The sequence below is a fragment of the Paenibacillus sp. 11B genome, assembly GCF_030487755.1.
Lineage (GTDB): Bacteria > Bacillota > Bacilli > Paenibacillales > Paenibacillaceae > Paenibacillus > Paenibacillus vandeheii.
Window position 1 is genome coordinate 104,948 of the sequence record NZ_JAUKNS010000008.1, and the last position, 23,951, is coordinate 128,898.

Genomic DNA, 23,951 nt, shown 5'->3' on the forward strand with positions numbered 1-23,951 from the left:
GCTTCAATGATAAACACATACGAAAGACGGACACCGGAAAAGTTCGGGAGCCCGCCTCATTATACATAGCGCTATTTTGTTTAAACCGGATATGGAATAGGCGATATTCAGCTCATGCCTGTAATTAACACTCGACGTTCTTTCCACTCGGCACGGCGATAAGCCTGCAGCAGACCGAATTTACGGATACTCGCTTTCGGCACCGATTTGTAAGGCATATTAACCGTAAATTCCTCATCAAACGGCACAAAAGATAATCCCACTTTCTCATTGGAGAGCCACTCGGCATGAATGGGTTGCCTTGAACAGGCATCGAAGGTACAGCCGAGTCCTTCGGCGAAAAAATCATAACGTGCAGCAGGTGTGCCCGGCTCCTCCATACAGAGAAACAGACTGAGTTGATCACAGAAAAGCATGATTTCCACATCATTTTTCAGCCTGAGCTTCAACGCCTCACCACCACCAAGCTGCTGTTCCCAACGTAACTGGTGCTCCCGTTCATCATTCAGATACTCCCTGATGTCTTCATCGTCATTGGTGTTAGCACCCAGATTGTTTTGAAACAACTCTGTATACATCATGCTGCACAGCAGCCCGGCATACAGGTTTTTCTCACGAACCTCTTCAATACCTTTACGGTAAAATACAAATCGCGGACGTAGCGGAAAATCACGAAAAGAATATGGGATCTGACTATAATCATTCCAGAATGGCGCCGCATCCAGTTCAATCCATCCCCGATCATGCTCTCTTGCGGCAAGAATCAGATCTTCCCGATGCGCTTCATCCGTTAACAATTCCGTTTTCCAATGGGAAGCCATTTCTCCGGCTACTAGTCCATGCTCATGCTGTGCGGTCAAAACAAAATCATGCTCTCTCTCATATACGATCATTTGCTGTCACCCTCCCGCATGGTATACGTTGACTTTAACATAATTTGGTTTACAATTTCCTATAAGTTGCTTTTCATTCAACTTTCAGGGAATATACAAAGGAAGCATCAAATGTAAAGGTGTTGTCAGTTCCCTGAAATTTGGTACACTAAAGATTGTGCCAACATAACACTACATACAGAAAGCGGGATCTCATGAATTTATACTCTCCTTACACCGAGTTTAACCGCAAGGAATGGGCTGACTTGAAGAAACATCAGACCACTCTTCCACTAACCAAAGCGGAATTGGAACAGCTAAAGGGATTAAATGAAGAAGTATCCATTCAAGAAGTTGAGGATATTTATCTACCTCTTACCCACTTTATTGACTTATATGCAGGAGCTTCACGAGAGCTGAATCACTTAACGGCATCTTTTTTGAAAAAAGAAGCACATCACGCTCCCTACATTATCGGTATTGGGGGCAGTGTTGCCGTGGGCAAAAGTACAACGGCCCGTCTGCTTCAAGCTATGCTAGCCAGAGGTAAAGGAAATCCCAAGGTGGATCTGGTCACAACGGATGGTTTCCTGTATCCCAATGCCGTGCTGCAAGAGAAAGGCATCATGAACCGAAAGGGATTCCCGGAAAGCTACGATATCAAGTCACTGATTCAATTCATGGGTGATGTCAAATCAGGCAAACCCGAAGTGATGGCTCCCGTATACTCCCATCTTGCCTATGACGTCATTGCAGGTGAGGAGAAGGCCATCTGTCAGCCGGATATCCTCATTATTGAAGGAATTAACGTGCTCCAGGTCAAAAAGGAAACTCCATTGCTGGTCAGTGATTTCTTTGACTTCTCCATCTATATCGATGCGGAAGAAGAGCATATCCGTCACTGGTACATTGAGCGCTTCAAGCTGCTGCGCAATACAGCGTTTCAGAATGAGAATTCCTTTTTCCACAGTCGTTTCGCCAATCTGGAAGAAGATGAGGCTGTTCTTACGGCAAGTCAGATCTGGAAAGATATCAATGCCAAAAATTTGCATGAAAACATTCTGCCAACCAAAGGACGAGCCCGGCTGATTTTGAAAAAGGAAGCCGACCATTCCATTCAGCGCATCCAATTGCGTAAGCTATAAGCGTCATAATGAGCAGAAACATTCTGCTTAATACTCATTAAAAAAGGAGACAAGACACATGCAGACCCTGGTTATACTCGGAAGTATCATGATGTTTCTTGCTGTTGCCCTCGGAGCATTCGGTGCGCACGCACTCAAACGCAGATTGTCTGCTGATATGATCAAAATATACGAGACCGGTGTCCAGTATCATCTTGCTCACGGGCTCGGAATCATTCTTCTCGGCCTGCTCGCTGATCGGCTGGAGCAACCTTCTCTGGTTATACTGGCCGGATGGCTGCTATTCGCCGGCATTCTCTTGTTCTCGGGCAGCCTGTATGCCCTAAGTGTAACTGGAGTTCGAAAACTGGGTGCGATCACACCGCTCGGCGGAGTAGCATTCTTGGCCGGTTGGATCATGTTATTAATCGCCGCTTTGTAGAACCAACATCGTAAACGGAAAAGAGTGTTCTAGCCGATCTTACAAATCGCTGGAGCACTCTCTTTATGTTTAACTTCGCCATATACGGCGAATGCTGTGTGTGACTTCATCACCCTGCTGTTTCTCCAGAACATATACATCAGGATTAGTTAGACTTTTCCACTCTTCGAATCCAAAGGATGCATCATGGCTTCGAATGAGCAGAGAGAGCATATTGCCGTGTGTAATCACAGCCGCGCCATGCTCAGGTCGACGCCACAACTCGTCCAATACTTCAAGACCCCGAGCTGTTGCGAAACGTGAAGATTCGCCGCCTTCTTCCATCCAGTCTTCGTCCTTGTATGTACGTTCAAGCACATCCATCCAGTTATCCAGATGAAGGGTACTAAGCACCCTCTCTTGAAGACGTTCATCCGTATGTATATGTTGCAGGACGGTTTTGCCCAGTGGCGCTGCGGTCTGAAGTGCCCTTTTCCACGGGCTCGACACAATGTATTGTATAGGGTGGTCCGCCAACATCTCAGCAAGTTCTTCTGCCTGACGAAGTCCTTCATCTGTAAGCTCAGCATCCGGTTCTTGCCCGGTTGCTTGGGCATGACGGATGAGATAAATAGACTGCATCGACCCTCACCTCCTGTTGATTCAACTTACATTCGATGCTTCTCCAGATATTGGAGTGCAATATGCATGTTCTCCCGGTCTTCCAAACGGCCAGACGAACTAAGAAAAGTAACGTTATCCTCGGCCCACATGCCCTGTTGATCTGCCAACCCAAGAAGCTGCTTCAAACGGTTAACCGTTCCCGTACTGCCATCAATAATCTGTATGTGATCTGGCAGAACCGTACGCAGAATGGATGTATAGAACGGATAATGCGTGCAGCCAAGTACCACTGTACCGTATAAGTCCAGATCAAGATCAGCCAGCTTGAGACGGAAGTACGACGCAATCTTCTGTGGATCAAAATCCAGCTGCTCACACCATTCCACCAGTTCAGGCAATGGAATGGAATCGACACTGTGGTGATCATCCACACGGGATACCAGCTCATGATATTTGGTTTGACTCAAGGTCAAGGCTGTAGCAAATACAAGCACCCTTTTGCCGCTTCTTCGATTCATCTCCACAGCCGGTTTCACAGCAGGCTCCATCCCGATAACGGGGATATCATACCTGGCACGCAAATCCTTCACGGTCAGACTTGTCGCTGTATTGCAGGCAATCACGATCGCTTGCACATTTTCCTGAACAATAGCCTCCACACAATTGAAAATATGTCCTCTTACCTCATCCGCTGACTTGGTCCCATATGGAACATGCAATGTATCGGCATAATACAGAAACGATTCTTCAGGGAATTGATGCAAAGCCTTATGCAAGACGGTTAAACCACCGATTCCCGAGTCAAAAAATGCAATTTTCTTCTTCAAGGGTTTCACCTCTATAACGTATTCTTTCAGGTTCCTGGAACCTCTCATTCCTGCTCATGATGACTGGGAGGTGAGTTATGTTATTCCGGGTCATCACAGTCGTTAACGCTTGACGACCTGCGGTGATCGTTTCGGTTACGGATCGTTCTTTCGATCGCTGTTGTCTCCAAATTTTTTGATATATTTTATAAATGTGCAAATCGGAGACAAAGGCGAACGCTACCGCTTCTTCAGAATCGATTCCGTTCCCTCCACTACTTTCGCTGTAAATCATACACTAACGATGATGAGTCATTATCATTATTCTACCTTCATTTTATACTGGCTGAGCCAGTCTTTGCCACTTTTCCAGTGGTCAACGGGATTACGTTCTCCGAGCAGCTCAGTACTTGCCTGAGCCATGATCCATTCCTTAAGCCCGTCGTGCGAACTTGATTCCAATTGCTGAATTAGAACGTTCAGTCCCTCTTCACCCGTATCCAGAATTTGAACATATGCCTCAGTGTTAGCACCAATATAATCACCTGGATTACTGCTGGTCAGAAGCATCTCAGGACCATTCAGGATTTGCTGAAGGTTGCTATCAATCTTCAAGCTTACGTCCTGACTTTGCGTCTGATTAGAGCATGCTACCAACATCCATGCAATACATAGCAATACCGTGCCGCTCTCAATACGTTTGCGAATCATGGAATCACTCCCGCCCTAGTTCCAGCATCAATTTCCATTTTTCTTCCGTTAGCTCCTGTCCTGACAGGACCTGTTTTCGGAATTCAACCACTTCAAACCCAAATGATCGATACAATCTACGTGCCCCCGACAGAGACTCGTTGGTCCATAATATGATGGATGAATAACCTTTTTCTCTGGCGAAATGGACAGCCTGCTCGATAAGCTGGCGTCCCCAGCCTCCATTACGGGCTTCCGGCTCGATGAGGAACCAGCGCAATTGAGCTGTCTGTTCATCCAGTTGAGTCAGACCAATGCAGCCAGAAGCTGTCTGATTCAGCTCAATAATCCATACCATTTCTCTCGCGTAATTGCCGGAGCGTTTAAACTCATTTACGGCATCTTTAATAAACTCGGCAAAGCTATGATCATAATTATACTCATCTCGATAGATACGGATATGCGCTTCAATGACATATTCCAGGTCCTTTTGTACAAAGGTCCTAATCATTGCTGCAGCACCCCCTCATAATTCCGGGTTTCAACACAGCGGATTGACACCCTTCATTTAACATACATGTAATTCATCCTTTATGACGAAGTCGTGATGCTGAAATCCACACCAAACTGGATTAGTCCCAGCTTACGGGCAACAGTCTGCGAAGCTACATTGTCCCAAGATGTACTATAGATCGGAATGCGCCCATCCTTTTTAACATGATGCTGCCAGCACTTCACCGCCTCCACTGCATAACCATGCCCTCTGAAACCAGGCGCGGTATAGAGACTTGCCTCGGCACCCTGTTTGGATACACGGGCTGAACAACATACAGCGACTGCTGAATCCTCCATGACATAAGCGGCAACGGGTGTTTTTTCATGTAGACATTCTATTAATTCAGGAAAATGCTCTGCCAGTAGAAAAGAACAATGACTATCTATAATCTGAACATTTGGATGCCATTCGCCACACTTCTCGGGAAAGACATAAGCCGGGCCCATCCATACACTCTTCACGGGCTTAAACGTCTCAACTCTCCGAATCAGCTTCGCAATATCGAGCGGAAGCTCAGTGTCACAGCCTAGCTCCTCAATCAGAGTGAACGGCAATTGCTCATGAAAATAGGAGCATTGCCCCATAGAAGTTATCCCGATAAATAAGGCTGGAGCCTGCCCGCTATCCGGTTCATTAATACTTACCAGACGTTTCTGATCGTCCATCGTATACAGTGTATCTGCCTGAATTTCCATCATATCCATGGGTGAAAGGTTCGATATAGGATTCATAATTGCGGAACTAGTTTCTGCAATAATGGTTCACCTACACTTCTTTTTTCAGCTCCATGCTGCTGAAATTCAGGTATTATTCCTGACATCGTATATTTGCACATTGCCTATACCCCCTCATTAATTTCCATTATACGGTATATTACGTGCAGTTACGAATCCAATGTGCACAATTGCGTATGGGTATTATACGAGAGGATTTTACGAGTGAGACAACCATTCCGTGTTATCTTATTTATCCTGCAGCACGGCTTTTTTCCATGCAGCACCTAATTCAGCAACCGACGCATAACGACTTGCCCGCTCAGGGTCTACCGCACGCATAACCACCTGGTACAGCGCTTCTCCACCATCCCACCTGGCATACGAACGATCCAACTCGCCCCCAAGCAATGAGAAAGCCATTGCTCCCATATTGAACACATTCGTAACTCCATCCATTGGCGCACCCAACTCCAATTCCTCAGGAGACATAAAGCGGGATGAACCCCACATCCGTCCCATCGTATTCACAAAAGAACCCTTGCGATACAAATCAATATCGCATATTTTCATCGTTTGCTTGTCAAAATCATAGATCAGACTGCCATCGTAAAAATCAACAGCCACATACCCTCTCCGCTGCACTTCGATATGGAAATCCAAAATCTGCTCCATCGCCTGAATGCGCGTCTTTACAGTAAGCTGTTTGAATCGATAATAGGGGGAACGCGGGTCCTCATATTTGGCTGGGGGTGGAAAGTCCCAATGGGAATGCAAACACTCCCCTTCCACCCAATTGAATACACAGGCGTAGCCATGTTCCGTTGCAAAATGATTCTTTAATTGAATCAATGTGTCGTGTGCCAAATCTTCATATATTGAAACGGACGATTTCAGATAATTAATCGCTTCGGCAGGCGTCCCTGTCTCACCCGCATGGATCGTGCGTGCTCCAGCATATTTCACGAATTTGCGCTCTCCGTCCTGACCCAGAACACCAAAGGACAAATTGCCGGAATCCTGCTGATCAAACACACGAAATACGGTACCCAGGTTAGCAAGCCACTCGAATGAATGAGGTTCTTTTAGCACAAAGGAAATGCCGTCAAGTTCAAGCTGAACTGCTTCCGTCATATGTCACCACCTGTTTTAACATGCTCGCCTAAATTCAAACGTTCAGCATAAAAGTACGTCATATGCGCCTCATCGTAACCCTTTTCCTGAACGATCAGCGCATTACGCTCAATGCCATAGGTTTCAAATCCAGACTGCTCATATAATCGTCGGGCTGACTCGTTTGTGGTAACCACACTGAGATTGATTTGTTCTATGCCTTCCAGCTCCCTGCCCCGCTCCAACACTTCGCGGAGCAATCTGGAAGCAAGGCCACGTCCACGATATGGCGGTGAGACATAGACTCCCCAGATATAACCTTTGTGCTGTAGCTTAAGTCCATGTTCCCGTTTGAATCCCATCGTTCCTGCAAGGGTGCCTTCTTCGGTATATGCCCCCAGAATGTAATCATCAGCTTCATTATGTATACGTTCCTGTACTTCACTCATGGGAAGCTGAATCGACATTTCAAACGAAGCGCCGAAGGCTTCCGGATGATTTTTCAGCGCCTCCAGCCGCAAAGGCCAATACTGCTCTGCCTCATCGCTGCGTATATTGCGAAGGATGAACATGTCCTCCTTTTGACCTTTCTTCATTCTTCAACAACTCCCTGCATGTCATAAGGATAATCGATCTGGAGCTTAACATTCGCTGCGGCTTCCTGGCCTGCAAGCAGACCTACGACATAGATTCCAAGATCGATGGACGTCGCTACGCCCCCAGCTGTAATCACATTGCCGTCTTTTACAATGCGGGTTTGAATCACCTCGGCAACATAAGGCTCAAGCAGATCATAAACATTGGGATGCGTCGTTGCTTTTTTACCTGTTAAAAACCCCGCCGCCCCCATCAGCAAAGAACCTGTGCACACGGATACCTTCAACGGAACATTCTCGGCCTGCCTCAGCCAGCCCACAAAAGCCTCATCAAATCGAAGCTTGCGCGTTCCCATGCCACCAGGCACAAATACGAGATCATATTCCGCCAAATTAGGCTTCACCCGGTCCACCTTCAACGATAAACCCGATTCGTCCGTAACTTGATCTGTCATCGCACATGTTTCCCATGTGGTACCTTTGGTTTGTTCAAAGAAATTCAACCGATTGATCACATCATAAAATCCTGCAAAATCAAGGAAAGTCAAACCATCAAACAAAACAAAAGCGATTTTCATATGAAAGTCCTCCAGTGTTTTTATTTCGACGCATCCCGCTCCATCGCTTCTTTTACCCAATCTCGTTCAGGCAGCTTGCTGTTAATACGGAAGAGAAGTCCTACAATCGACAAAAGTAAAATGACGACAATAATTTCGAACATGGAAAAATTCCCCCCGGCGTTGATTTTCATGTTTAGCTCCTATTTCAGTCCACGCGCGATAATCCACTCCAGCCATTTCCATGGCAGCAGCAATTTGCCGATGATAAGTAAACGCGAGCCTTTGCCCAGCGCATAACGGAGCCTTGGTGCACGCATCCGTGCGATACGGGCAATCAGATCGGCCACTTCCTGCGGATCAGGTGCAGTCTCTCCAGCCTGCTGGGAATAACGGAGAATCGCATCCAGCTTCTCTTTATATGGAGAGCCATCGCTCCTTTGGATTTCACCCAAACCTTTATTCCAGATAGGCGTGCGATACGAACCTGGCTCTACCAACACAACCCGAACGCCGAAAGAGGACATTTCGTGACGCAAGCTTTCGGTGAAACCTTCCACAGCGAATTTGGATGCAGCATACGGCGCATAACCCGGAAAACCGGACAATCCACTCACGCTGGACAAGTTGATGATCAATCCCTGCTTTTGCTCACGCATGACAGGCAGGACAGCACGCGTAACGGCAACCAAGCCAAAGAAATTCGTTTCCATTTGCCTACGCCAATCGTCCATGGATACTTCCTCAATAAATCCGCCAAGCGCAAATCCTGCATTGTTCACCAACATATCGATTCGCCCATTGTTCTGTAGTACCGTCTGCACAGCCTTCTGTACCGAATCAGGATCCGTCACATCCAGGCGAATATACTGCAACCGATCCGAAATCCCCGCCTGCTTCGCCAGCCTTGCCATTTCTAAATTCCGACTCAAATCACGCATCGTTGCCACAACACGATATCCTTGTTTGGCCAGCGTAATCGCCGTGAGCATGCCGAATCCGCTTGATGTGCCTGTAATTAACGCCACGGGAGCATTGTCGCCAATGCTCTTCCATGTGTCCTTTGTTGAGCCTGTTTGGCTTCCTTTATGTTCTTCCTCTATTGGTATCTTCTGTTCCTTCATCTGTTTCACCTCTTCCCTCGGTGGATTAATCAGCATTCACCATACACACGCTGCTCCCGACACGCGATGTAGCAGTGCATATAAACAGAAGTCGGCATTATAACATCTCATTCAAGCTGTCTCTCCACTCTGCGCAGCTTTGTAATTCCCGGTTCAAACGTATAGGGAACGAATTGGATGTCGGGTATACTACACTCCAGCCTCGCACCCAGCTTCATTAGTTCACACTGTACTTCGGCCTCCACCTGCTGCATCCCTTCTCCTCCTCCGAGCCGAAGCGATATCTCCAGCGTCCCGTTACCACGCTGTACGACGCGATAATGTTCGATATTCGGAGAGGCTGCAATCACCGCACGCGTCACAAAATCCGGAAATACAGGTACGGCTTCACCCATTTGTCGATGTTGAAAATAAAGCGTGTCATCACAGCGGCCCTCGATCCGCTCAATAGCAGTGAACAGAGAACCACAGGAACAAGGAACCGCTGCCTCGGTCAGAATGTCGTTCAGCCGATACCGAATAATCGGCTGTGAGGTTCTGGAGAAGTCCGTGATAATAGGTACGAACCTCCGAGTCGCAGGATCAATGAACTCTTTTTCAATATGAACGATGTCTTCATTCAAATGCAGCGTACCAAAGCGACAGGTCGCGCCCAGGAACCCTTCTGTGCACTGGTACACTTGATGAACCGTTTGACCAAAGACATGCTCCAGTACCTTGCGATCCAGCGGGTCCAGTACTTCGGCAACCGAAATGATTTTGTCCGGTACAGCGGTCAATGTGCCTGATATATAAGCGTCAGCCAGCATTCTTAGCATGGAGGGTGGTGCTACCCATACGGTAGGTCGGTATATTTCCAGACGTTCAACCAAGGTATCGACACGCTCCAGCAGGTCAAAATATTGAAATTGCAGCCTGCCCCGCTGTACCGATTCATACAGATTACTGTTGGCCCGCAGGAAAAAGGCGATCTTGGCAGGCTTCCATAGTCCGCCAGGCAGAAGCTTGGCCAGCACTGTCCCTGTCCACGCATCCTGCTCCCGATCACTCACCAGGAAGAGCCCCCGGTTACCTGATGTACCCGAGGACAAGCCCACTGTCACGCCCTGAACGGATGGCTTAAAATCACGCGTTTCCTCGCTTTCCCCGGCGAGAGCCATCGCTTCGTCCTTGGAAATGCCCACCGTGTTGAGCCGATCGAAATGCTGCATCATGATTATTTTGTCAATCAGCTGAAAGCTTCTCCAGTTGGATGCATCAACATCACCCCACCACTCCCGGTAAAAAGGGGACTTTTCACGAACACGTTCCACTTGCCGAATGATCTGGCGTTCCTGCCAGCGTTCAAGCTGCGCCCTCGTTTTCCATTTTCTCAATCCCCGTGCAAGTGCATAATGATAGACAATACGCAGTGTATTACTCATATATCCTCGGCCCCTGTACCCCAAGAATCCAGCGCCTCACGGCAATGACTGGGCACAATCCGAATCTCGGGAAACTGCTGATGCAACTGAACCAGTTTGTCAAAATTCCTTCGATACTCCAAACGATCCGACATAATAATTCCAGCGAGTGGGTGAGGTCTGCGTTGTTCCTGAAAAGCACGACTCGACCACACCGCGTCCGCACACAGAAAATAGTCATGCGCCTCTGTACGGAGCAAAATCCCCATCATGCCTTCCGCATGACCCGATACGTCAACACCCAGCAGACTGCCGTCATCGAAAATATCGTATACCTCAGAAAAAGGAAAATGCTCCCCCGCTCTTATCCATCGCTCCGGCTGCTTCGTAACAGGCAATGATCGGGCATCAAAGTCCTCCGGCAGCAGCCCGGACAGAAACCCTGCCTTTACAGCCGCAATGGGTCCAAGTGAACGCACCGCATCGTAGGCTCTTGGCAGATAGATCAGCTGCGCCTGTGGGAAATCCCGCACACCTGCAATATGATCACCATGAAAGTGCGAGAGGATGATATAGCGAATATCCGATGCTTTCAGCCCTAAATGAGCCAGAAAATGTACTGCGCTGTCTTCTTCACGATATACCACAGGTGTAATATGACGATACAGTGCGTTTGGCAAGTGAGCGGTTTCCTTGAAAAAACGGGAGCTATACCCCGTATCCAGCAGAATTGGACCATATTCAGGATGAATGATGCAGGCAAATCCTGCCGGAAAAGCTACAGGACGTAAACTTCCTCCACGCAGCGTCAGAAACTCTGGATGTGTGCAGTATCCTGCTGCGCCCAAATGAAGTTTAACCGAAGTTGTTGTCAGCATGATTCAGCCCTCCACCAGTCTGCAAATTGTTGTAATCCCTCATCAATGGTCACCCGAGGCACATACCCCAGCTTCTCACAGGCATCCGTAATATCCAGCGTCTGTGGGATAGACAACGAACCCACCGTATATCGTGTTAATTGAGGTTCGCCCAAGGCAGGAAACCAGCGGTGCACATATTCCAGTAATGCGGCTGCTCCGTATACTGCTCTGTATGGAATGTTTCGACGGCGTAATGGCATTTCCAACATTCCAAACAACGTGCTCACCAAAGTTTGGAACGCTCTCGGATCTCCATTGGAAATATTGTAGGCACGACCCAGCGCTTCTGTCTTGGCATCCTTGCATAACAACAGCGCATCCACCACGTTATCCACACAAGTCAGGTCAATGAGTGCCTGTCCGCCTGCGATCATAGGTACACCCGATTTGGCATTTGCTGCAACGATTCTGGGAAAAAGGGTCTGGTCATACGGGCCAAAAATAGCTCTGGGACGAATCATGATCGATGGAAGTCCATTGGTATGAGCCTGCAAAACCACTTGCTCGGCAAGCCGCTTGGTGGCTGCGTAATGATTAGCTGATTTGGATGGCAAGGGATCATTCTCATGTATGTCATATCGGGGATTATAATTAAAATATAGGCTCGGCGTGGAAACATGGACGAATCGCTGTACGCCACCTTTTATACAACGATCTACCAAATGCTGTGTCCCCTCCACATTGCTGCTGTAAAAATCCCGATATTTGCCCCATGGCGACGATAATGCAGCACAGTGAAACACAACATCCTGGCCCGAACAGGCCTCATTCACCGCCGCCTGATCCCGTATATCTCCGTTGTAAAATCGGATGCCTGCCGCCTCAAGCTGTGCACCGTGCTTTTGCTGGCGTCCCATACCTGTAACTTCCCAGCCTTGCTCAGCAAGCCGTATCGCCAGATGTCTGCCCAGACATCCGGTTGCGCCTGTAACCAATGCTCTATTCATCGTTGTTCACCGTTCCATTCTATGTCGTGAGTCAAAGCTTCAGTCAGCGAAAGCTTATGTTTCCTTGCCAGACGCCAGGCGGTCAGTACAACTGCAAATTGCTCAAACCAAGGTTTCGGATCGTGTCTCTGGTACACCACATCCCTCGTTCCTCGCCAGGCTGTTATCCATGCCCCCAGGGAACCCTTCCGCCAGAGCTGCTGCAATCCACTCACCAGCATCGGGAGTGTTAACATCGCCTTACTGCCCTGCTCGGGGGTAACTACTTTTGTTTCTTTCCCCAGTTCGTATTCGTCAGGTGCAATTAAAGCACGGACCAAGCCATCGCCAGGATGAAACAAATGGATACCGCTCGTCGCCCTCGGATTACACTCAATGGCATACAATTGCCCATCCTCTGTTTCGATAAAATCAAAACCAATCTGCCCGCTAAACCCAGTCGCGTGCACAAATTTCCTTACCCACTCGTAAACTCCTTCATGCTCTACATGTTCAAAAAAAACACTCGCCCCCACGCTGCCCGTTCGGTAGCGACTGTCGTAGGTCGTATGTGCAACGATTTTACCTTCGTATGCTACGCTGTATGTACACAACATTTGCCCGGCAACGTAGGCCTGTGCAACCCAAGGGGAAGCCACGGATATTTCCACGTCACCAGGAGGACCGTTTTGTAAACGGTACTGCTTCATATTACCCGTATATTTCTTCTTATCAGATGGTCCTCCATCAAAGTCTGCTGTGGAGGATATCGGCATACGAACTTTAGCAGCAAAGCGGGAGTATACGGGCTTCCATACCCACTCTCCCTCCATTTCCAGAACAGGCTGTGCTTCCAACCATTCCTGCCGACTGTTGATCAGGCGGGTATCCGGAACCGAAAGACCAAGCGATTCTGCAAGCTGGATAAAATCATATTTATGATGTAATTCATGCAGCTGCTCTATAGACGAAACGAGTACACGGCAGTGGTCGCCCAGACGTTCTGCTCCTTGAGCTATATAAAAAACTTCCTCACACATCGGAATCAACATGTCGATCTGCCAGGCTTGAACCAGACGCTCCATCTCTAACAAGTAATTCTCTGTTTCATGACGTGGAGATGGGACCGTAAAGCACTGCTCCACTGCACTGGACAATCTGCACAAATGACGCACCGCGCTCTCCGCGACGTAAACCCGATGCCCAGCCTGCTGAAGCATTCGTGCCAGATCGAGTGTTACCGGGGCCCGGCCGCCCGTAAGCAGCACATTTAAGGATACTGATGCATGATGTTCATTCTTCGTGGATCTAGTAGTCAAAAATGAGTCCCCCCAGTGACAATCCAGCAGCTGTACCGATCATTAACACCCGATCTCCCCGCTTAATGCGCTGCTGCTTGATCGCTTCATGCAATCCCATCGGAATGGAAGCGGCAATGGTATTACCGTGATTTCGTGTAATGTCCATAAAACGATCCTCTTCAATTCCCAGCTTTTTACGGATCAGCCGCATCGCCATCGCACTTCCCTGATGTGGAATCACCAAATTGAAATCCTTCATCTGATTACCGGTCGCTTGCAGCATATCGTCAATAAATGCTGGAAGTAATCTGGAAGCCATACGAAAGATGGCCTGTCCATCCATATGAAAAAGAAACGGCTCCGGTTGATCTGCCACATAATTCGAGGCATGCAGACGAGTACCTCCACCTGCGATTTCCGAAAACCGCGCGCCGCGGCTATACGTTTTCAACGAGGCATGTACGATCCGTGAAGACTCTCCTTCAGCGGAGCGTTCAATTATGACAGCAGCGGCTCCATCACCGAACAAAGCAGCACTTTCCTTGTTCGACCAATTTAATCCCTTCGAAGCGATCTCCGTAGCTACAAGCAGCACCCTTTTATAACGACCGGCATCCACCATGTAGGAGATAACATCCAATCCGTTCAGGAAACTTAAGCAGGTCGCATCCATGTCAAAAGCCGGTACACCTGAATCCTGTTCCCCCATCGCCTGCTGAATGAATACCGCTGTACTGGGTAAAGGTTGTTCCTTTGTCCCGCTCGTGCACACCAGACAGTCTATATCCGCAAACGTCAATCCTGCATCCGCAAGTGCGGCTTCGGCAGCCCTCGCTCCCATGAATGAAGAGGTCTCTGCACCGGAAGCGTAATGGCGCACACCTACACCTGTTGCCTTGCTGACCCAGCCCGCAGGCACGTGCAAACGGCGATCCAGCTCCTCATCCGTGACTTCCTGTTCAGGTAAATACTTGCCTGTTCCAACAATCCTCACTCTTCTAAGCTGCATATGACCTACCTCTTTCTATCTTCTGACTAATGAATATATAGACTGACACTCCGCTGACAGAACCACCTTCCGATCGCTGTTATGCTAAACGCCAAAATGAAGGGCAGAAAATACAGCGAAGGGCAGATATCTCTGCCCCTCCGGTTTTGTTTTTATTCAGTCACACTGATTCATTTCCCTGCTTCAAAATCTCGGCCAGAGCAAGATCAAGCGTATCGTATTTGAACGTAAATCCTTCCCGTTCAAGCCTCTCGGGGATCACCCAGCGACTTTTGAGAACCAGTTCTGTTTCGGTCCGAATGAATCGCGCTCCCAGTTCAAGCATCCAGCGAGGCGAAGGAAGTCCGAGCCGAACTCCCATCTGCCGCCTCAGGCTCTCCATAAGTTGGCGGTTCGTGACAGGATGCGGAGAAGAAGCATTAAATACACCTTCCAGTTGCGGACGCTGCTGAACATAGAGCACCATGCGGAACAAATCCTCTATATGAATCCAGCTAAACTGCTGGGTTCCCGGTCCTTGTGATCCACCCAGGCCAAAACGGACCAGATTGGTCAGTGGCTCCATGACGCCGCCTTCTCCCAGAACAATGGCAATCCGTAATGCAATCTGGCGCGTAGACAGCAGACTGAATTCAAAAAAAGCCTTTTCCCACGCCTTGGCGACATCCACCGAAAATCCGGAGCCAATCTCGCCCTCTTTCTCCGTCATAGGACGATCTTCTGCATGTCTATATATTGTGGCCGTGCTCGAATTAATCCATAGTTCAGGAGGGTTGCTACAGGCCAGAACAGACTCGCCCAAAGTGCGGGTTGTCCGGGTTCTGGATTCCAGAATGATTTTGCGGTTCTCGTCCGTGTAACGGCAGTTTACGGATTTTCCGGCCAGGTTAATTAGCAATTCTGCACCTTCAAGTGCCTGATTGATTTCAGCCTGGTTCTCCCAGGCAATATGACCGGGCTGACGTGAGATAATGAGCACCTCATAACCAAGCTTTATGAATCTTTGGGCAAAATCCTGACCAACAAACCCTGTTCCACCCGCCAACACAACCTTTTTCACGGTATCCCCTCATTTCCCCATACTGGGTAAAGCAAGTACGCTATATATGGACTAACACCTTCTGCGACTGTTTTGTTTTATTTTAATTTGCGCCCAATGCTGCGTATAAGCGATTGCGTTCTTCGATCGCCCATGCGTTTGTTGGGTTTTGCTCCAACTGATACCGAAGCTCGTCATGGAAATCATGAATCATGAACCCTTCAGGCAAATTCCCCAGCATAGCTGTAAAATTGTATTCTGGCAGTTTTCTTTGTCCTTTACCGATCTGCTTCAACCATTCCATCCATTCGGCAAGCGTCAGTACTTCTTCCTGCCATAGCTCGGCCTGTAGTCCAAGCGCATCCTGAAGCTGCTCATAACCAAATGGCTCAGAGAAGGGGCGGCATGCTTGCACAGCCAGTTCATACAACTCGATTACTGCGAGTCGTACCTCATGCTCAAGCTCGATTTCCACCCCTTCCATGAAGTCCTGAACTTGAATTGTCAGCCCGTCATCATATAATAATGGTGCCTGTGCCAACAGACGTACAATCTCTTCCATGTCATGCGCTGAAATTTTCTTTTGCTCATAGAGAGCAGGTAACCTATATGCTGTAATGATCATTCACTCCTACATCGTTCTTCTATTAATGACGTATATTATATCATGCTTTGGTGGGTTATCCTTGAATCACTTTAACGATAACAAAAAGACAACCTTACTCTTTCAGGAGAGCATAGGTTGCCTTTCGTGTTCCTATTGGAGAAGCAAACATCGTCTAGATAAACGCTTTAACCGCTGCAAAATACTCACGGATCATATTAATCGGTTTCAGATAGCCCGGTGATGGAGCCGAGATGCCGTATTCGGCAGCGTAACCGTTCTTGGCCGCCAGATACTTGGATCTGAACATATGGTAGTCACTTGTGACAATCATGATCTCGGGATGCTCCAGCCCGGATGCATCGATGATTTTTTTGGAAAAAGCCATATTCTCCTGGGTGCTCGTTGATTGATCTTCCATAATGACTTGTGCAGGGCTAATTCCCTGATCAACAAGGTAGTTTTTCATGGCAAGTGCTTCCGGAATCGATTCTCCAGGCCCCTGCCCGCCGGACACAATCACTGGCGTATCAGGATGGCTACGAATATAGTCCAGACTGGCATCCAGTCTTTGTTTTAAGGTCAATGACAATTCCGTTCCCTTGATGCCCGACCCCAGAATAATGACATAATCCGCTTCTTCCGGATCATTCGCACGAAGCTGAGTAAACACAAGCGCTTCAATAATGACAAATGAAACCGCAGCGATCCCGAACCCTGTAAGAAGGATGCGTTTTAGCAGGATATGCTTTTGATAATCAATCCGTCTTAGCACGATAAAAGCTACAGTGATCATGCCAAAAAACTTCACCGCGAAGTTCCAGCCCCAGAAGACCAGAAAGAACACCAAACATGCAATGAAAATAAGATCAAGAATCAGCCCTTTTTCTTGTATAAACTTTTTCATAAATCCAGTAACACTCCTTCTCGGGCCTTCACTTACGTCATATGCCCTTGATTCAGGATCTTATAATCGTAAGCTTGGGCCACTGTTGTTGCCAGCACTTCTTCTCTACACGCTGATTATAATAGTCTGCATCCGTGAAAAACGAACTTTGGCGTACGATTAACGTATACAGATCTTCCAACCCATGCGGGGCACAGATATCCACCTGATCCTGTTCATCCAAACGTACACCAATAGCAGTCACGATTTCTGGCCAATATCGAAGAGCATCTTCTGTGGATTGATACGGCTTGTCTCCATTGTGCAGATGCATCCTAGCCTGGTTTTTCACCGACCACTTCAAATTACCCGTCTCTTCGCGAAGCCCTTGTTCCAGCAGTTGATCCCGCTCCTCACGCATATCTTCCGTATCATAGTAAACAACATCAATATCGCTGTGCAGTTCGCGAAGAGGATAGCCATGAAGCACATCCCAGATATAATTGCGAATATACCCCGCACCTATGTAACACTGAGGCAGTTCAAGACTGCGAACCCGCCGCAGGTCGTGCATGAATTGTCCATGCTCCGTAATCGCCTGAATCAACTTTTCCTCATGCAGCATATAGCGTCTCTCCCTGTTACTTTGTCTTTTTAATTGTAGAGCTACCATTGCTCAATTTCACTTTACCGAAACACTCTTGTTCCAATATATCATGTTTGAGTACCCTCAATAAAATAAACAAATCCCCTCAGGAGTCACCTTAAGCTCATCTGATCAGATGTTCCTTAAGATTATTTACCCTGAGGGGATTGAATGAGGAGATCAAATAAGGGATTGGGCCTACTGGAATTCCATTAACCCCACATGCCAATCAGTAATATGCCGCCAAAAATAACGATGGAACAGAGAATACGCTTCTTCCCCTGCTGTTCTTTCAGTAACAAAATACCGAGGAAGGCCGCGAATACCGTCCCCACTTCCCGAAGCGGACCCAATCTCGCCATCGGCGCCTGCTGTAATGCAAACAGGAATAACAAGTACGACCCCGGATTCAGCAACGCTCCCAACATAATGGTTGATCGGTTCTTTTTCCATTCCTGACGCAGTTGGCGGGAAGCGAGCAGCGCCGGAGTTAATCCAGCCACAAAGCCGATATTTGTCACTTCAAGTAAAGACAAGGGTGAAATATGCTCCAGATTCAATTTGTCCACGAACACATAACTGGTTGTACATAAGCCAACACATAAGGCCATCAGAACCGGCTTTGATCCTGTTACCCTTGAGCCAGACTTACCGTCTCTGCTTCCCACACCACTAAGCACCGTAAATCCTACAATCATGCAGGCAATACCCATCCATCCGAACAGAGACAACGTTTCACCCAGAAAAGCAACGCCGATCAATGGCACCAACAAGGTGCTCGTTCCCCGCATAATCGGATAAATCTGCGACAAATCTCCCAATTCGTAGGTCTGCGATAGCAGCCAGGAATACAAGGCTTGCAGCGCCATCGATAACACAAGTAGTGCATAGGCTGGCATGGATAAAGGTTCACGCACCAACTCTACGATAAGCACAGGCAGGAGAATCACGGTCGGAATCATCATGATGGACCATAAAAACACGCTTTTGTTTAAACTGCGTTTGGTGAACATGCTCCAGACCGCGTGAGCCATCCCGGAAGCGAGCACTAGAACTATAGGTAAAATCATAATCAAAACGTTCCTCTCTAATCCCTTGCTCTTCTATATTTTCTATTGTGCCGAAGTGTTCTCAGGTTGATGTTCTGGCTGTTCCCTCACAACAGAGCCGTCCTCCAAGCGAAGCCAGGTATCGAAGCTGCGTTGTCCCGCCTGCAAATGAATGACCCGACCTCCGCGCAGCATGCCTTCCCTCCCATATGTACTGTGTCCACTCGAACGCCCGTAGCAAAGACGAATACCATGGTACGTCCCCTGAAAATCATTCACATGATCATGTCCGCAAAAGGTCCCCATCACATCGCCCATCTCCAGCAGTGCAGAGAACAGACCCGAGTTCACTTGGGCAGAGCAGACAGGTTCGTACTTGCTGCCGTAACAGATCTGCGTGTCCCACATGGACTGATATTCAGGAATCGGGATATGGAAAAACGCCAAGGCTGGGAGCTTATCCCCGCGGCTGCGGCCGGGATTGACGCGTGTGGATTCAGACATCAGCCATTGGATCTGATTGGGCTGAATCCAGCCATAACCCGGAATCGACTCGATCTGGGAATAGTTCCCCGAATCGAGTAAATACAACACGGCCGCCGGACGGCCATCCGCACCGGCAATCTCCAGTGTGTAATTGCCCAAGCCGGCAATCTCACGCGGCCCACGTTCCGTCACGGTATGTGCATGCTGCTGAATCACATCCATTAATCCATCGGGGGTAATCCGATTCTCTGTATCATGATTGCCGTACACAAAAGCCCACGGAATACCACGTTCTTCCACGACCGACACGGCATCCCGGAATGCCTGCTCCGGATGTTCGCATTCCTTTTTGCCAGGATCAACCGGTCCCGTGTAGATGACATCGCCTGTAAATACAACCAGATCGGGTTGTTCCACTTCAATTATCGTTCTCATTAATTGCCGGGTCCGAAGATCTTCAGGCCGCCCGTCCTTCCAGTGCAGATCTGTAAATTGTACGATTTTAAAAGTTCCATTTTCTTGAAAAGCAAGCTGACGTTTCACCCTTTTTCCTCCCTGATGATCCATGTACTATAGACCAAAATATATAATGTTGTTTGTTGTGGTTTTACGTTGTTTTATATGATCTTATCGTCACATCATATTACTGTCAATACATATTAAGAACAGAATCCAAACCTTATTTATACCTCGATTACCATTTCAAAATTGACAAGGACTGCTCACCAACTTAAACTATTAAAACAACAACAATCCACACTATCTCACAACTCTAAAATATATAGAACTTAGATTGAAACTTCAGGAGGCACAACCCATGTCTTTAACGTATGAAGAACGCAGACACACCATTCTTATCCAGCTTGCTACGCAGGGTAAGGTTCAGGTACAGGTTCTGGCGGATCTGTTTCAGGTATCTACGGAAACGATCCGGCGGGATTTGGATCGACTCGAAAAGGAAGGCGAATTGCGCAAAGTTTACGGAGGCGCTGTACGTGTGCGCTCGGGAATGACCGAAGCCCCTTTTCAAAAGCGTGCGCAGCTTCTACTGAACGAAAAGCAGGCCATTGGCGTGGCAGCCGCCGCTCTGATTGAGGATGGAGAGACCGTAATGCTGGACAATGGCACAACAACACTGGAGATCATGCGGCAGTTGCGACATCGTTCTCAGGTGACCGTCATTACCAACTCCGTTCCCATTCTCACCTGTGCACTAGAGGAATTTGCAGGCAAAATCATTTTCGCCGGAGGAGAAGTCACCCCGGTCGTACAAGCCTCTACCGGACCTATTGCTCATGAATTGCTGAGTCGATTCAAAGTCAACAAGGCATTCATCTCAGCAGGCGGCGTTTCGTTAACGGATGGCATCACAGATTATGTGCTGAATGAGGCACTCATCTCCCGCAAAATGATGGAGCGTGCCGAGGAAGCCATTTTGGTCGCTGATCATACCAAGTTTGGACGCTCCACCTTCGCCCAGATTGCACCGCTGGAACAAATATCCATGGTAATCACAGATCCCGGATGCCCTGAAGAATGGGTAGAGGCTCTTCATCAAATGGAAATTGAAATGGTTCACAGCATTTGACAATGTTAGCTATTTTCTATATTTTAGAAGTATAATGATCGTTCTATCTTATTCTGGAAGGAGGTCTTATTCCTTATGAGCAGCAAAAAGGAAACGCTGTTGAACGTGGCGGAGGAATTGTTCTACCTTCACGGATTCCACTCCATTGGCTTGAAGCGAATTATCACAGATGCCGGGATTGCCATCATGACGTTATATAATCACTTCGAATCCAAGAATGATCTCATTGTAGAAGTACTACGACGGCGTGAACAGCGCTATCTGGAACAACTGCGGCAGTATGCCGACAACAAAGCGCAGCCTGTATTGCTCAATCTGGCGGAAGGCCATGCACGCTGGTTGATGGAACATGAGTCAAGAGGATGTTTGTTTTTGCGTGCCAAGGAGGAATTTGGCGGAGATACAAATAACATCATTGTACAAACCGTTAATGCGCACAAGAAACATGTGATGACCCTGATTAAAAATCTTGATCCTGCCGCAAGCGACCGTGCAGTGTTACAATTTATCCTGCTGTTGGAGGGTTCCACCGCGCTCGCTGAGACAGAAAATGTAAATAATGTGTGTCGGGAACTCGTTCACATGACGCAGAATAGTTTCAAATAGTCCCACACTGGGTGAGTTAGTATTTCAACTCACTTTTTTATTTCAAAGAAAATATAATGATCGTTCTATCTAAAAGGCGGTGGATTTGATGAAGAAAATTATTTTCCCAGGGATTGCACTTATTGCTGTATGTTATGCATTCGGGAGATTCAGCTATGGGCTGTTTATGCCGGAAATTTCGGAAGCACTGCAACTGGACGATGCCCAGTCCGGAGCAATCAATTCCGCAACCTACATTGCATACTGCCTATCCTTGCTTAGTGCTCCTCTCCTTATTAATCGCATGGGGCACTATCATGTCATTCAAATGGCGGGTGTTAGCGCTGTGCTCGGTTTACTGGGCATTGCCTTGTCTCCAAACGCGTTTGTTCTCACAATAGGCGTATTTCTCGCCGGATTAAGTACAGGCTTGGCCTCCCCTGCATTGGGTAACACCGTCTACGCTGAGCTTGCGCCTGAGCAGCAAGCCAGAGGAAACAGCTGGATTAACACAGGTACCAGCTTTGGCATCATCGTATCCGGTCCAATCTACTGGCTGTTCACCGAATATTGGCGGTTAACCTACATCTTCTTCGCTGTTCTCGGTGTTGTGGTGGTGGTGTGGAATAGACGTGTTCTTTCCACACGCAAAACGGAGCCTTGTACCCAGTCGCTCTGGGCTTGCATGAAGCCAACCAAACCGGGTATGGCTCTGCTCATGGCTTCCCTTCTGACAGGCATCAGTTCTGCGATCTATTGGACCTTTGCCCGAAACTTCCTTACAGACGAAAAAGGGGCCTCCGATTCGGAAGCCGTACTGTTCTGGATTGTGATGGGGATTATGGGGATTCTCGGCGGGTGTGCTGGCCGTATTATTGAGCGCATTGGGATTGGATGGGCCTATCGAATAGGCCTTCTGCTCTTGTCTGTTTCACTTGGCATTATCCTTCTTCCATCGATGGCCGCCAGCCTTGTCTCAGCTGTTATGTTTGGCAGTACCTATATTTTTCTGACCAGTGTATTCATTGTATGGGCAACCAGGCTATTTCATCCAAATACGTCCATCGGGATCAGCCTTGCTTTTCTCGCGCTCGGTGCGGGTCAGTTCCTTGGTTCATCGATGGCGGGCTATACCATTGAAATGTTCTCCAATACCACTGCCTTTCTGGCCTTTGCCGTACTGGGTCTGTTCGGGTTACTCATTCGGGTGAAGCACCCTGTGTCTTAATTTGTACAAACCAACAAGCTATACATCCGCTGCGCATCTGAAACCGATATGCCCAGTAGATGTATCAGGCGTGTTGGGGATTCTCGCCGCCACTCTATAGCGATTGCAGTAGGAACGATGGCATAGGAAGGAACCGCCTTTTAACACCTTGCGTTCTTCATTGGGAGATAGTACCGTGTTAACGACTGTAGACTTCTCATGATCCGTTACGTAGTTGTCTGCGCACCACTCCCACACATTGCCTGACATATTGTACAGTCCGTATGCATTCGGAGGGAATGATTGGGTTGGAGCGGTGCCTGCATAACCATCGGCTGCATTATTTTTCGTTGGAAATACCCCCTGCCAGATGTTGCAATAGTGTTGTCCATTCGGCCTTAACGTATCGCCCCAAGGATATTTCTTCTGAATCAGGCCACCCCGTGCTGCGTATTCCCATTCCGCTTCTGTGGGCAGACGTTTACCCGCCCAGCGGCAATAAGCATTGGCATCATTCCAGGAGATATGAATAACCGGGTGATCAGCGCGATCGCTTACATTAGAATCGGGTCCTTCGGGATGAGCCCAGTCAGCACCTTCAACTACCCACCACCAGGGTGTCTGTTGTACCACATTTCGAACTTGAGTCGCCGTTTGCGGAGATACGAACAGATGAAAAACAAAAGACCAGCCAAACCGTTCTGCCTGAGTCCGATACCCTGTCTTACGTACAAACTGTGCAAACTCCGCGTTGGTTACCGTACAGGAATCCAGATAAAAGGAGTTCACCTGAACTTCCCTGACGGGACCTTCCCCGTCTGCGGCAAAAGCTTCGGGGTCATTCGTGCCCATCAGAAAACGTCCACCTTCAATACGAATACTTTCTTTCTCCTCTGTCCTATCGGTTAGAGCTATCGTGAAATCGGCTGTAGAGCTGGTATAACTGGATGGCTTGTCCCCAACAGCCTCTAACGATGCAGCCGTTTCCTCTGACAGGCTCTTTTCATCCAGCTTGCCGCCCCGGCTTGCAGCGCAGCAGCAAGAAGAAGGTTTCTTTGGCAGCTGATCATGCATCTCAAGCATCCCCTTTTATGGTTAGGTTTAAG

General features: G+C 48.1%; 27 protein-coding genes and 1 pseudogene. 5 read left to right on the top strand and 23 right to left on the bottom strand.

Annotated features, from left to right (window positions below):
- Positions 1 to 107: 107 nt before the first annotated feature.
- Positions 108 to 893 carry a DUF3891 family protein gene (locus tag Q0V21_RS27720; protein WP_301881576.1) on the bottom strand — a complete coding sequence of 262 codons (786 nt, stop codon included), beginning with the start codon at positions 891 to 893 and terminating at the stop codon, positions 108 to 110.
- A 194-nt stretch (positions 894 to 1,087) separates the two neighbouring features.
- Here Q0V21_RS27720 and coaA point away from each other — a divergent pair, with 194 nt between their 5' ends.
- Entirely contained in the window at positions 1,088 to 2,017 is a 930-nt protein-coding gene (coaA, locus tag Q0V21_RS27725) for a type I pantothenate kinase (protein ID WP_301881579.1), read from the top strand.
- A gap of 58 nt (positions 2,018 to 2,075) precedes the next feature.
- Positions 2,076 to 2,438 (top strand): DUF423 domain-containing protein, encoded by a 363-nt coding sequence (locus tag Q0V21_RS27730; protein ID WP_301881580.1) that lies wholly within the window; start codon positions 2,076 to 2,078, stop codon positions 2,436 to 2,438.
- Between the two features lie 69 nt (positions 2,439 to 2,507).
- On the opposite strand, the gene Q0V21_RS27735 is transcribed toward Q0V21_RS27730, so the two are convergent.
- From Q0V21_RS27735 to Q0V21_RS27835, 21 genes are all read right to left on the bottom strand, one after another.
- Complete coding sequence (locus Q0V21_RS27735) at positions 2,508 to 3,059, bottom strand: histidine phosphatase family protein (RefSeq protein WP_079346283.1); 552 nt, start codon at positions 3,057 to 3,059, stop codon at positions 2,508 to 2,510.
- A 26-nt stretch (positions 3,060 to 3,085) separates the two neighbouring features.
- Positions 3,086 to 3,916, bottom strand: coding sequence for a glutamate racemase (murI, locus tag Q0V21_RS27740; protein ID WP_301881583.1), 831 nt, complete (start codon positions 3,914 to 3,916; stop codon positions 3,086 to 3,088).
- Between the two features lie 252 nt (positions 3,917 to 4,168).
- Positions 4,169 to 4,558: a hypothetical protein gene (locus Q0V21_RS27745; RefSeq protein ID WP_079346287.1), complete on the bottom strand. Its 390-nt coding sequence runs from the start codon at positions 4,556 to 4,558 to the stop codon at positions 4,169 to 4,171.
- A gap of 4 nt (positions 4,559 to 4,562) precedes the next feature.
- Positions 4,563 to 5,048, bottom strand: a complete 486-nt coding sequence (locus tag Q0V21_RS27750) for a GNAT family N-acetyltransferase (protein WP_079346289.1) — start codon at positions 5,046 to 5,048, stop codon at positions 4,563 to 4,565.
- A gap of 80 nt (positions 5,049 to 5,128) precedes the next feature.
- The gene (locus tag Q0V21_RS27755; protein ID WP_179132683.1) at positions 5,129 to 5,797 is read right to left on the bottom strand and encodes a GNAT family N-acetyltransferase; all 669 of its coding nucleotides are present in this window, start codon (positions 5,795 to 5,797) and stop codon (positions 5,129 to 5,131) included.
- 258 nt (positions 5,798 to 6,055) lie between these two features.
- Positions 6,056 to 6,940 (bottom strand): serine/threonine protein kinase, encoded by an 885-nt coding sequence (locus Q0V21_RS27760; protein WP_301881587.1) that lies wholly within the window; start codon positions 6,938 to 6,940, stop codon positions 6,056 to 6,058.
- Complete coding sequence (locus tag Q0V21_RS27765; RefSeq protein WP_301881588.1) at positions 6,937 to 7,515, bottom strand: GNAT family N-acetyltransferase; 579 nt, start codon at positions 7,513 to 7,515, stop codon at positions 6,937 to 6,939. Before Q0V21_RS27765 ends, Q0V21_RS27760 begins: the two co-directional genes overlap by 4 nt.
- Entirely contained in the window at positions 7,512 to 8,093 is a 582-nt protein-coding gene (locus Q0V21_RS27770) for a DJ-1/PfpI family protein (RefSeq protein WP_301881589.1), read from the bottom strand. Before Q0V21_RS27770 ends, Q0V21_RS27765 begins: the two co-directional genes overlap by 4 nt.
- A gap of 20 nt (positions 8,094 to 8,113) precedes the next feature.
- Positions 8,114 to 8,236 (bottom strand): hypothetical protein, encoded by a 123-nt coding sequence (locus tag Q0V21_RS27775; protein ID WP_256984806.1) that lies wholly within the window; start codon positions 8,234 to 8,236, stop codon positions 8,114 to 8,116.
- Between the two features lie 39 nt (positions 8,237 to 8,275).
- Positions 8,276 to 9,196, bottom strand: coding sequence for an SDR family oxidoreductase (locus tag Q0V21_RS27780; RefSeq protein ID WP_301881592.1), 921 nt, complete (start codon positions 9,194 to 9,196; stop codon positions 8,276 to 8,278).
- Between the two features lie 107 nt (positions 9,197 to 9,303).
- Positions 9,304 to 10,620: a F390 synthetase-related protein gene (locus Q0V21_RS27785; protein ID WP_301881594.1), complete on the bottom strand. Its 1,317-nt coding sequence runs from the start codon at positions 10,618 to 10,620 to the stop codon at positions 9,304 to 9,306.
- Positions 10,617 to 11,477, bottom strand: a complete 861-nt coding sequence (locus Q0V21_RS27790; RefSeq protein WP_301881597.1) for an MBL fold metallo-hydrolase — start codon at positions 11,475 to 11,477, stop codon at positions 10,617 to 10,619. The genes Q0V21_RS27785 and Q0V21_RS27790 overlap by 4 nt, the downstream gene beginning before the upstream one ends.
- Positions 11,471 to 12,466 carry an NAD-dependent epimerase/dehydratase family protein gene (locus tag Q0V21_RS27795; protein ID WP_301881599.1) on the bottom strand — a complete coding sequence of 332 codons (996 nt, stop codon included), beginning with the start codon at positions 12,464 to 12,466 and terminating at the stop codon, positions 11,471 to 11,473. The genes Q0V21_RS27790 and Q0V21_RS27795 overlap by 7 nt, the downstream gene beginning before the upstream one ends.
- Positions 12,463 to 13,764 carry an ATP-grasp domain-containing protein gene (locus tag Q0V21_RS27800; RefSeq protein WP_301881601.1) on the bottom strand — a complete coding sequence of 434 codons (1,302 nt, stop codon included), beginning with the start codon at positions 13,762 to 13,764 and terminating at the stop codon, positions 12,463 to 12,465. Before Q0V21_RS27800 ends, Q0V21_RS27795 begins: the two co-directional genes overlap by 4 nt.
- Positions 13,754 to 14,755: a beta-ketoacyl-ACP synthase III gene (locus tag Q0V21_RS27805; protein WP_301881602.1), complete on the bottom strand. Its 1,002-nt coding sequence runs from the start codon at positions 14,753 to 14,755 to the stop codon at positions 13,754 to 13,756. The genes Q0V21_RS27800 and Q0V21_RS27805 overlap by 11 nt, the downstream gene beginning before the upstream one ends.
- Positions 14,756 to 14,915: 160 nt before the next feature.
- Positions 14,916 to 15,815: a TIGR01777 family oxidoreductase gene (locus tag Q0V21_RS27810; protein ID WP_301881605.1), complete on the bottom strand. Its 900-nt coding sequence runs from the start codon at positions 15,813 to 15,815 to the stop codon at positions 14,916 to 14,918.
- Positions 15,816 to 15,897: 82 nt separating this feature from the next.
- Complete coding sequence (locus Q0V21_RS27815; protein WP_301881607.1) at positions 15,898 to 16,419, bottom strand: hypothetical protein; 522 nt, start codon at positions 16,417 to 16,419, stop codon at positions 15,898 to 15,900.
- Between the two features lie 154 nt (positions 16,420 to 16,573).
- A complete protein-coding gene (locus Q0V21_RS27820) occupies positions 16,574 to 17,305 on the bottom strand; it encodes a YdcF family protein (protein WP_301881610.1) in 732 nt (243 codons plus the stop codon).
- Positions 17,306 to 17,357: 52 nt separating this feature from the next.
- Positions 17,358 to 17,909: a nucleotidyltransferase family protein gene (locus Q0V21_RS27825; RefSeq protein WP_367620555.1), complete on the bottom strand. Its 552-nt coding sequence runs from the start codon at positions 17,907 to 17,909 to the stop codon at positions 17,358 to 17,360.
- 233 nt (positions 17,910 to 18,142) lie between these two features.
- On the bottom strand, positions 18,143 to 19,000 hold the full coding sequence (locus Q0V21_RS27830) for a DMT family transporter (protein ID WP_236642155.1): 858 nt from the start codon (positions 18,998 to 19,000) through the stop codon (positions 18,143 to 18,145).
- 42 nt (positions 19,001 to 19,042) lie between these two features.
- Positions 19,043 to 20,008, bottom strand: a complete 966-nt coding sequence (locus Q0V21_RS27835; protein ID WP_301881613.1) for a metallophosphoesterase family protein — start codon at positions 20,006 to 20,008, stop codon at positions 19,043 to 19,045.
- A gap of 274 nt (positions 20,009 to 20,282) precedes the next feature.
- Here Q0V21_RS27835 and Q0V21_RS27840 point away from each other — a divergent pair, with 274 nt between their 5' ends.
- The 3 genes from Q0V21_RS27840 (at position 20,283) to Q0V21_RS27850 (ending at position 22,866) form a co-directional block, all read left to right on the top strand.
- Positions 20,283 to 21,053, top strand: a complete 771-nt coding sequence (locus tag Q0V21_RS27840; RefSeq protein ID WP_301881614.1) for a DeoR/GlpR family DNA-binding transcription regulator — start codon at positions 20,283 to 20,285, stop codon at positions 21,051 to 21,053.
- 75 nt (positions 21,054 to 21,128) lie between these two features.
- Positions 21,129 to 21,659, top strand: a complete 531-nt coding sequence (locus tag Q0V21_RS27845) for a TetR/AcrR family transcriptional regulator (RefSeq protein ID WP_301881615.1) — start codon at positions 21,129 to 21,131, stop codon at positions 21,657 to 21,659.
- A gap of 88 nt (positions 21,660 to 21,747) precedes the next feature.
- Positions 21,748 to 22,866 carry an MFS transporter gene (locus Q0V21_RS27850; RefSeq protein WP_301881617.1) on the top strand — a complete coding sequence of 373 codons (1,119 nt, stop codon included), beginning with the start codon at positions 21,748 to 21,750 and terminating at the stop codon, positions 22,864 to 22,866.
- Between the two features lie 18 nt (positions 22,867 to 22,884).
- Here Q0V21_RS27850 and Q0V21_RS27855 read toward each other — a convergent pair.
- Positions 22,885 to 23,718 (bottom strand): annotated as a pseudogene (locus Q0V21_RS27855) (formylglycine-generating enzyme family protein); the annotation flags it as partial.
- Between the last annotated feature and the right edge of the window lie 233 nt (positions 23,719 to 23,951).

Excerpts from the sequence above, each read along its gene's own strand:
- Q0V21_RS27720 (WP_301881576.1), bottom strand. The coding sequence starts at position 893 with ATGATCGTATATGAGAGAGAGCATGATTTTGTTTTGACCGCACAGCAT.
- coaA (WP_301881579.1), top strand. The coding sequence starts at position 1,088 with ATGAATTTATACTCTCCTTACACCGAGTTTAACCGCAAGGAATGGGCT.
- Q0V21_RS27730 (WP_301881580.1), top strand. The coding sequence starts at position 2,076 with ATGCAGACCCTGGTTATACTCGGAAGTATCATGATGTTTCTTGCTGTT.
- Q0V21_RS27735 (WP_079346283.1), bottom strand. The coding sequence starts at position 3,059 with ATGCAGTCTATTTATCTCATCCGTCATGCCCAAGCAACCGGGCAAGAA.
- murI (WP_301881583.1), bottom strand. The coding sequence starts at position 3,916 with ATGAGAGGTTCCAGGAACCTGAAAGAATACGTTATAGAGGTGAAACCC.
- Q0V21_RS27745 (WP_079346287.1), bottom strand. The coding sequence starts at position 4,558 with ATGATTCGCAAACGTATTGAGAGCGGCACGGTATTGCTATGTATTGCA.
- Q0V21_RS27750 (WP_079346289.1), bottom strand. The coding sequence starts at position 5,048 with ATGATTAGGACCTTTGTACAAAAGGACCTGGAATATGTCATTGAAGCG.
- Q0V21_RS27755 (WP_179132683.1), bottom strand. The coding sequence starts at position 5,797 with ATGGATATGATGGAAATTCAGGCAGATACACTGTATACGATGGACGAT.
- Q0V21_RS27760 (WP_301881587.1), bottom strand. The coding sequence starts at position 6,940 with ATGACGGAAGCAGTTCAGCTTGAACTTGACGGCATTTCCTTTGTGCTA.
- Q0V21_RS27765 (WP_301881588.1), bottom strand. The coding sequence starts at position 7,515 with ATGAAGAAAGGTCAAAAGGAGGACATGTTCATCCTTCGCAATATACGC.
- Q0V21_RS27770 (WP_301881589.1), bottom strand. The coding sequence starts at position 8,093 with ATGAAAATCGCTTTTGTTTTGTTTGATGGTTTGACTTTCCTTGATTTT.
- Q0V21_RS27775 (WP_256984806.1), bottom strand. The coding sequence starts at position 8,236 with ATGTTCGAAATTATTGTCGTCATTTTACTTTTGTCGATTGTAGGACTT.
- Q0V21_RS27780 (WP_301881592.1), bottom strand. The coding sequence starts at position 9,196 with ATGAAGGAACAGAAGATACCAATAGAGGAAGAACATAAAGGAAGCCAA.
- Q0V21_RS27785 (WP_301881594.1), bottom strand. The coding sequence starts at position 10,620 with ATGAGTAATACACTGCGTATTGTCTATCATTATGCACTTGCACGGGGA.
- Q0V21_RS27790 (WP_301881597.1), bottom strand. The coding sequence starts at position 11,477 with ATGCTGACAACAACTTCGGTTAAACTTCATTTGGGCGCAGCAGGATAC.
- Q0V21_RS27795 (WP_301881599.1), bottom strand. The coding sequence starts at position 12,466 with ATGAATAGAGCATTGGTTACAGGCGCAACCGGATGTCTGGGCAGACAT.
- Q0V21_RS27805 (WP_301881602.1), bottom strand. The coding sequence starts at position 14,755 with ATGCAGCTTAGAAGAGTGAGGATTGTTGGAACAGGCAAGTATTTACCT.
- Q0V21_RS27815 (WP_301881607.1), bottom strand. The coding sequence starts at position 16,419 with ATGATCATTACAGCATATAGGTTACCTGCTCTCTATGAGCAAAAGAAA.
- Q0V21_RS27820 (WP_301881610.1), bottom strand. The coding sequence starts at position 17,305 with ATGAAAAAGTTTATACAAGAAAAAGGGCTGATTCTTGATCTTATTTTC.
- Q0V21_RS27825 (WP_367620555.1), bottom strand. The coding sequence starts at position 17,909 with ATGCTGCATGAGGAAAAGTTGATTCAGGCGATTACGGAGCATGGACAA.
- Q0V21_RS27830 (WP_236642155.1), bottom strand. The coding sequence starts at position 19,000 with ATGATTTTACCTATAGTTCTAGTGCTCGCTTCCGGGATGGCTCACGCG.
- Q0V21_RS27840 (WP_301881614.1), top strand. The coding sequence starts at position 20,283 with ATGTCTTTAACGTATGAAGAACGCAGACACACCATTCTTATCCAGCTT.
- Q0V21_RS27845 (WP_301881615.1), top strand. The coding sequence starts at position 21,129 with ATGAGCAGCAAAAAGGAAACGCTGTTGAACGTGGCGGAGGAATTGTTC.
- Q0V21_RS27850 (WP_301881617.1), top strand. The coding sequence starts at position 21,748 with ATGAAGAAAATTATTTTCCCAGGGATTGCACTTATTGCTGTATGTTAT.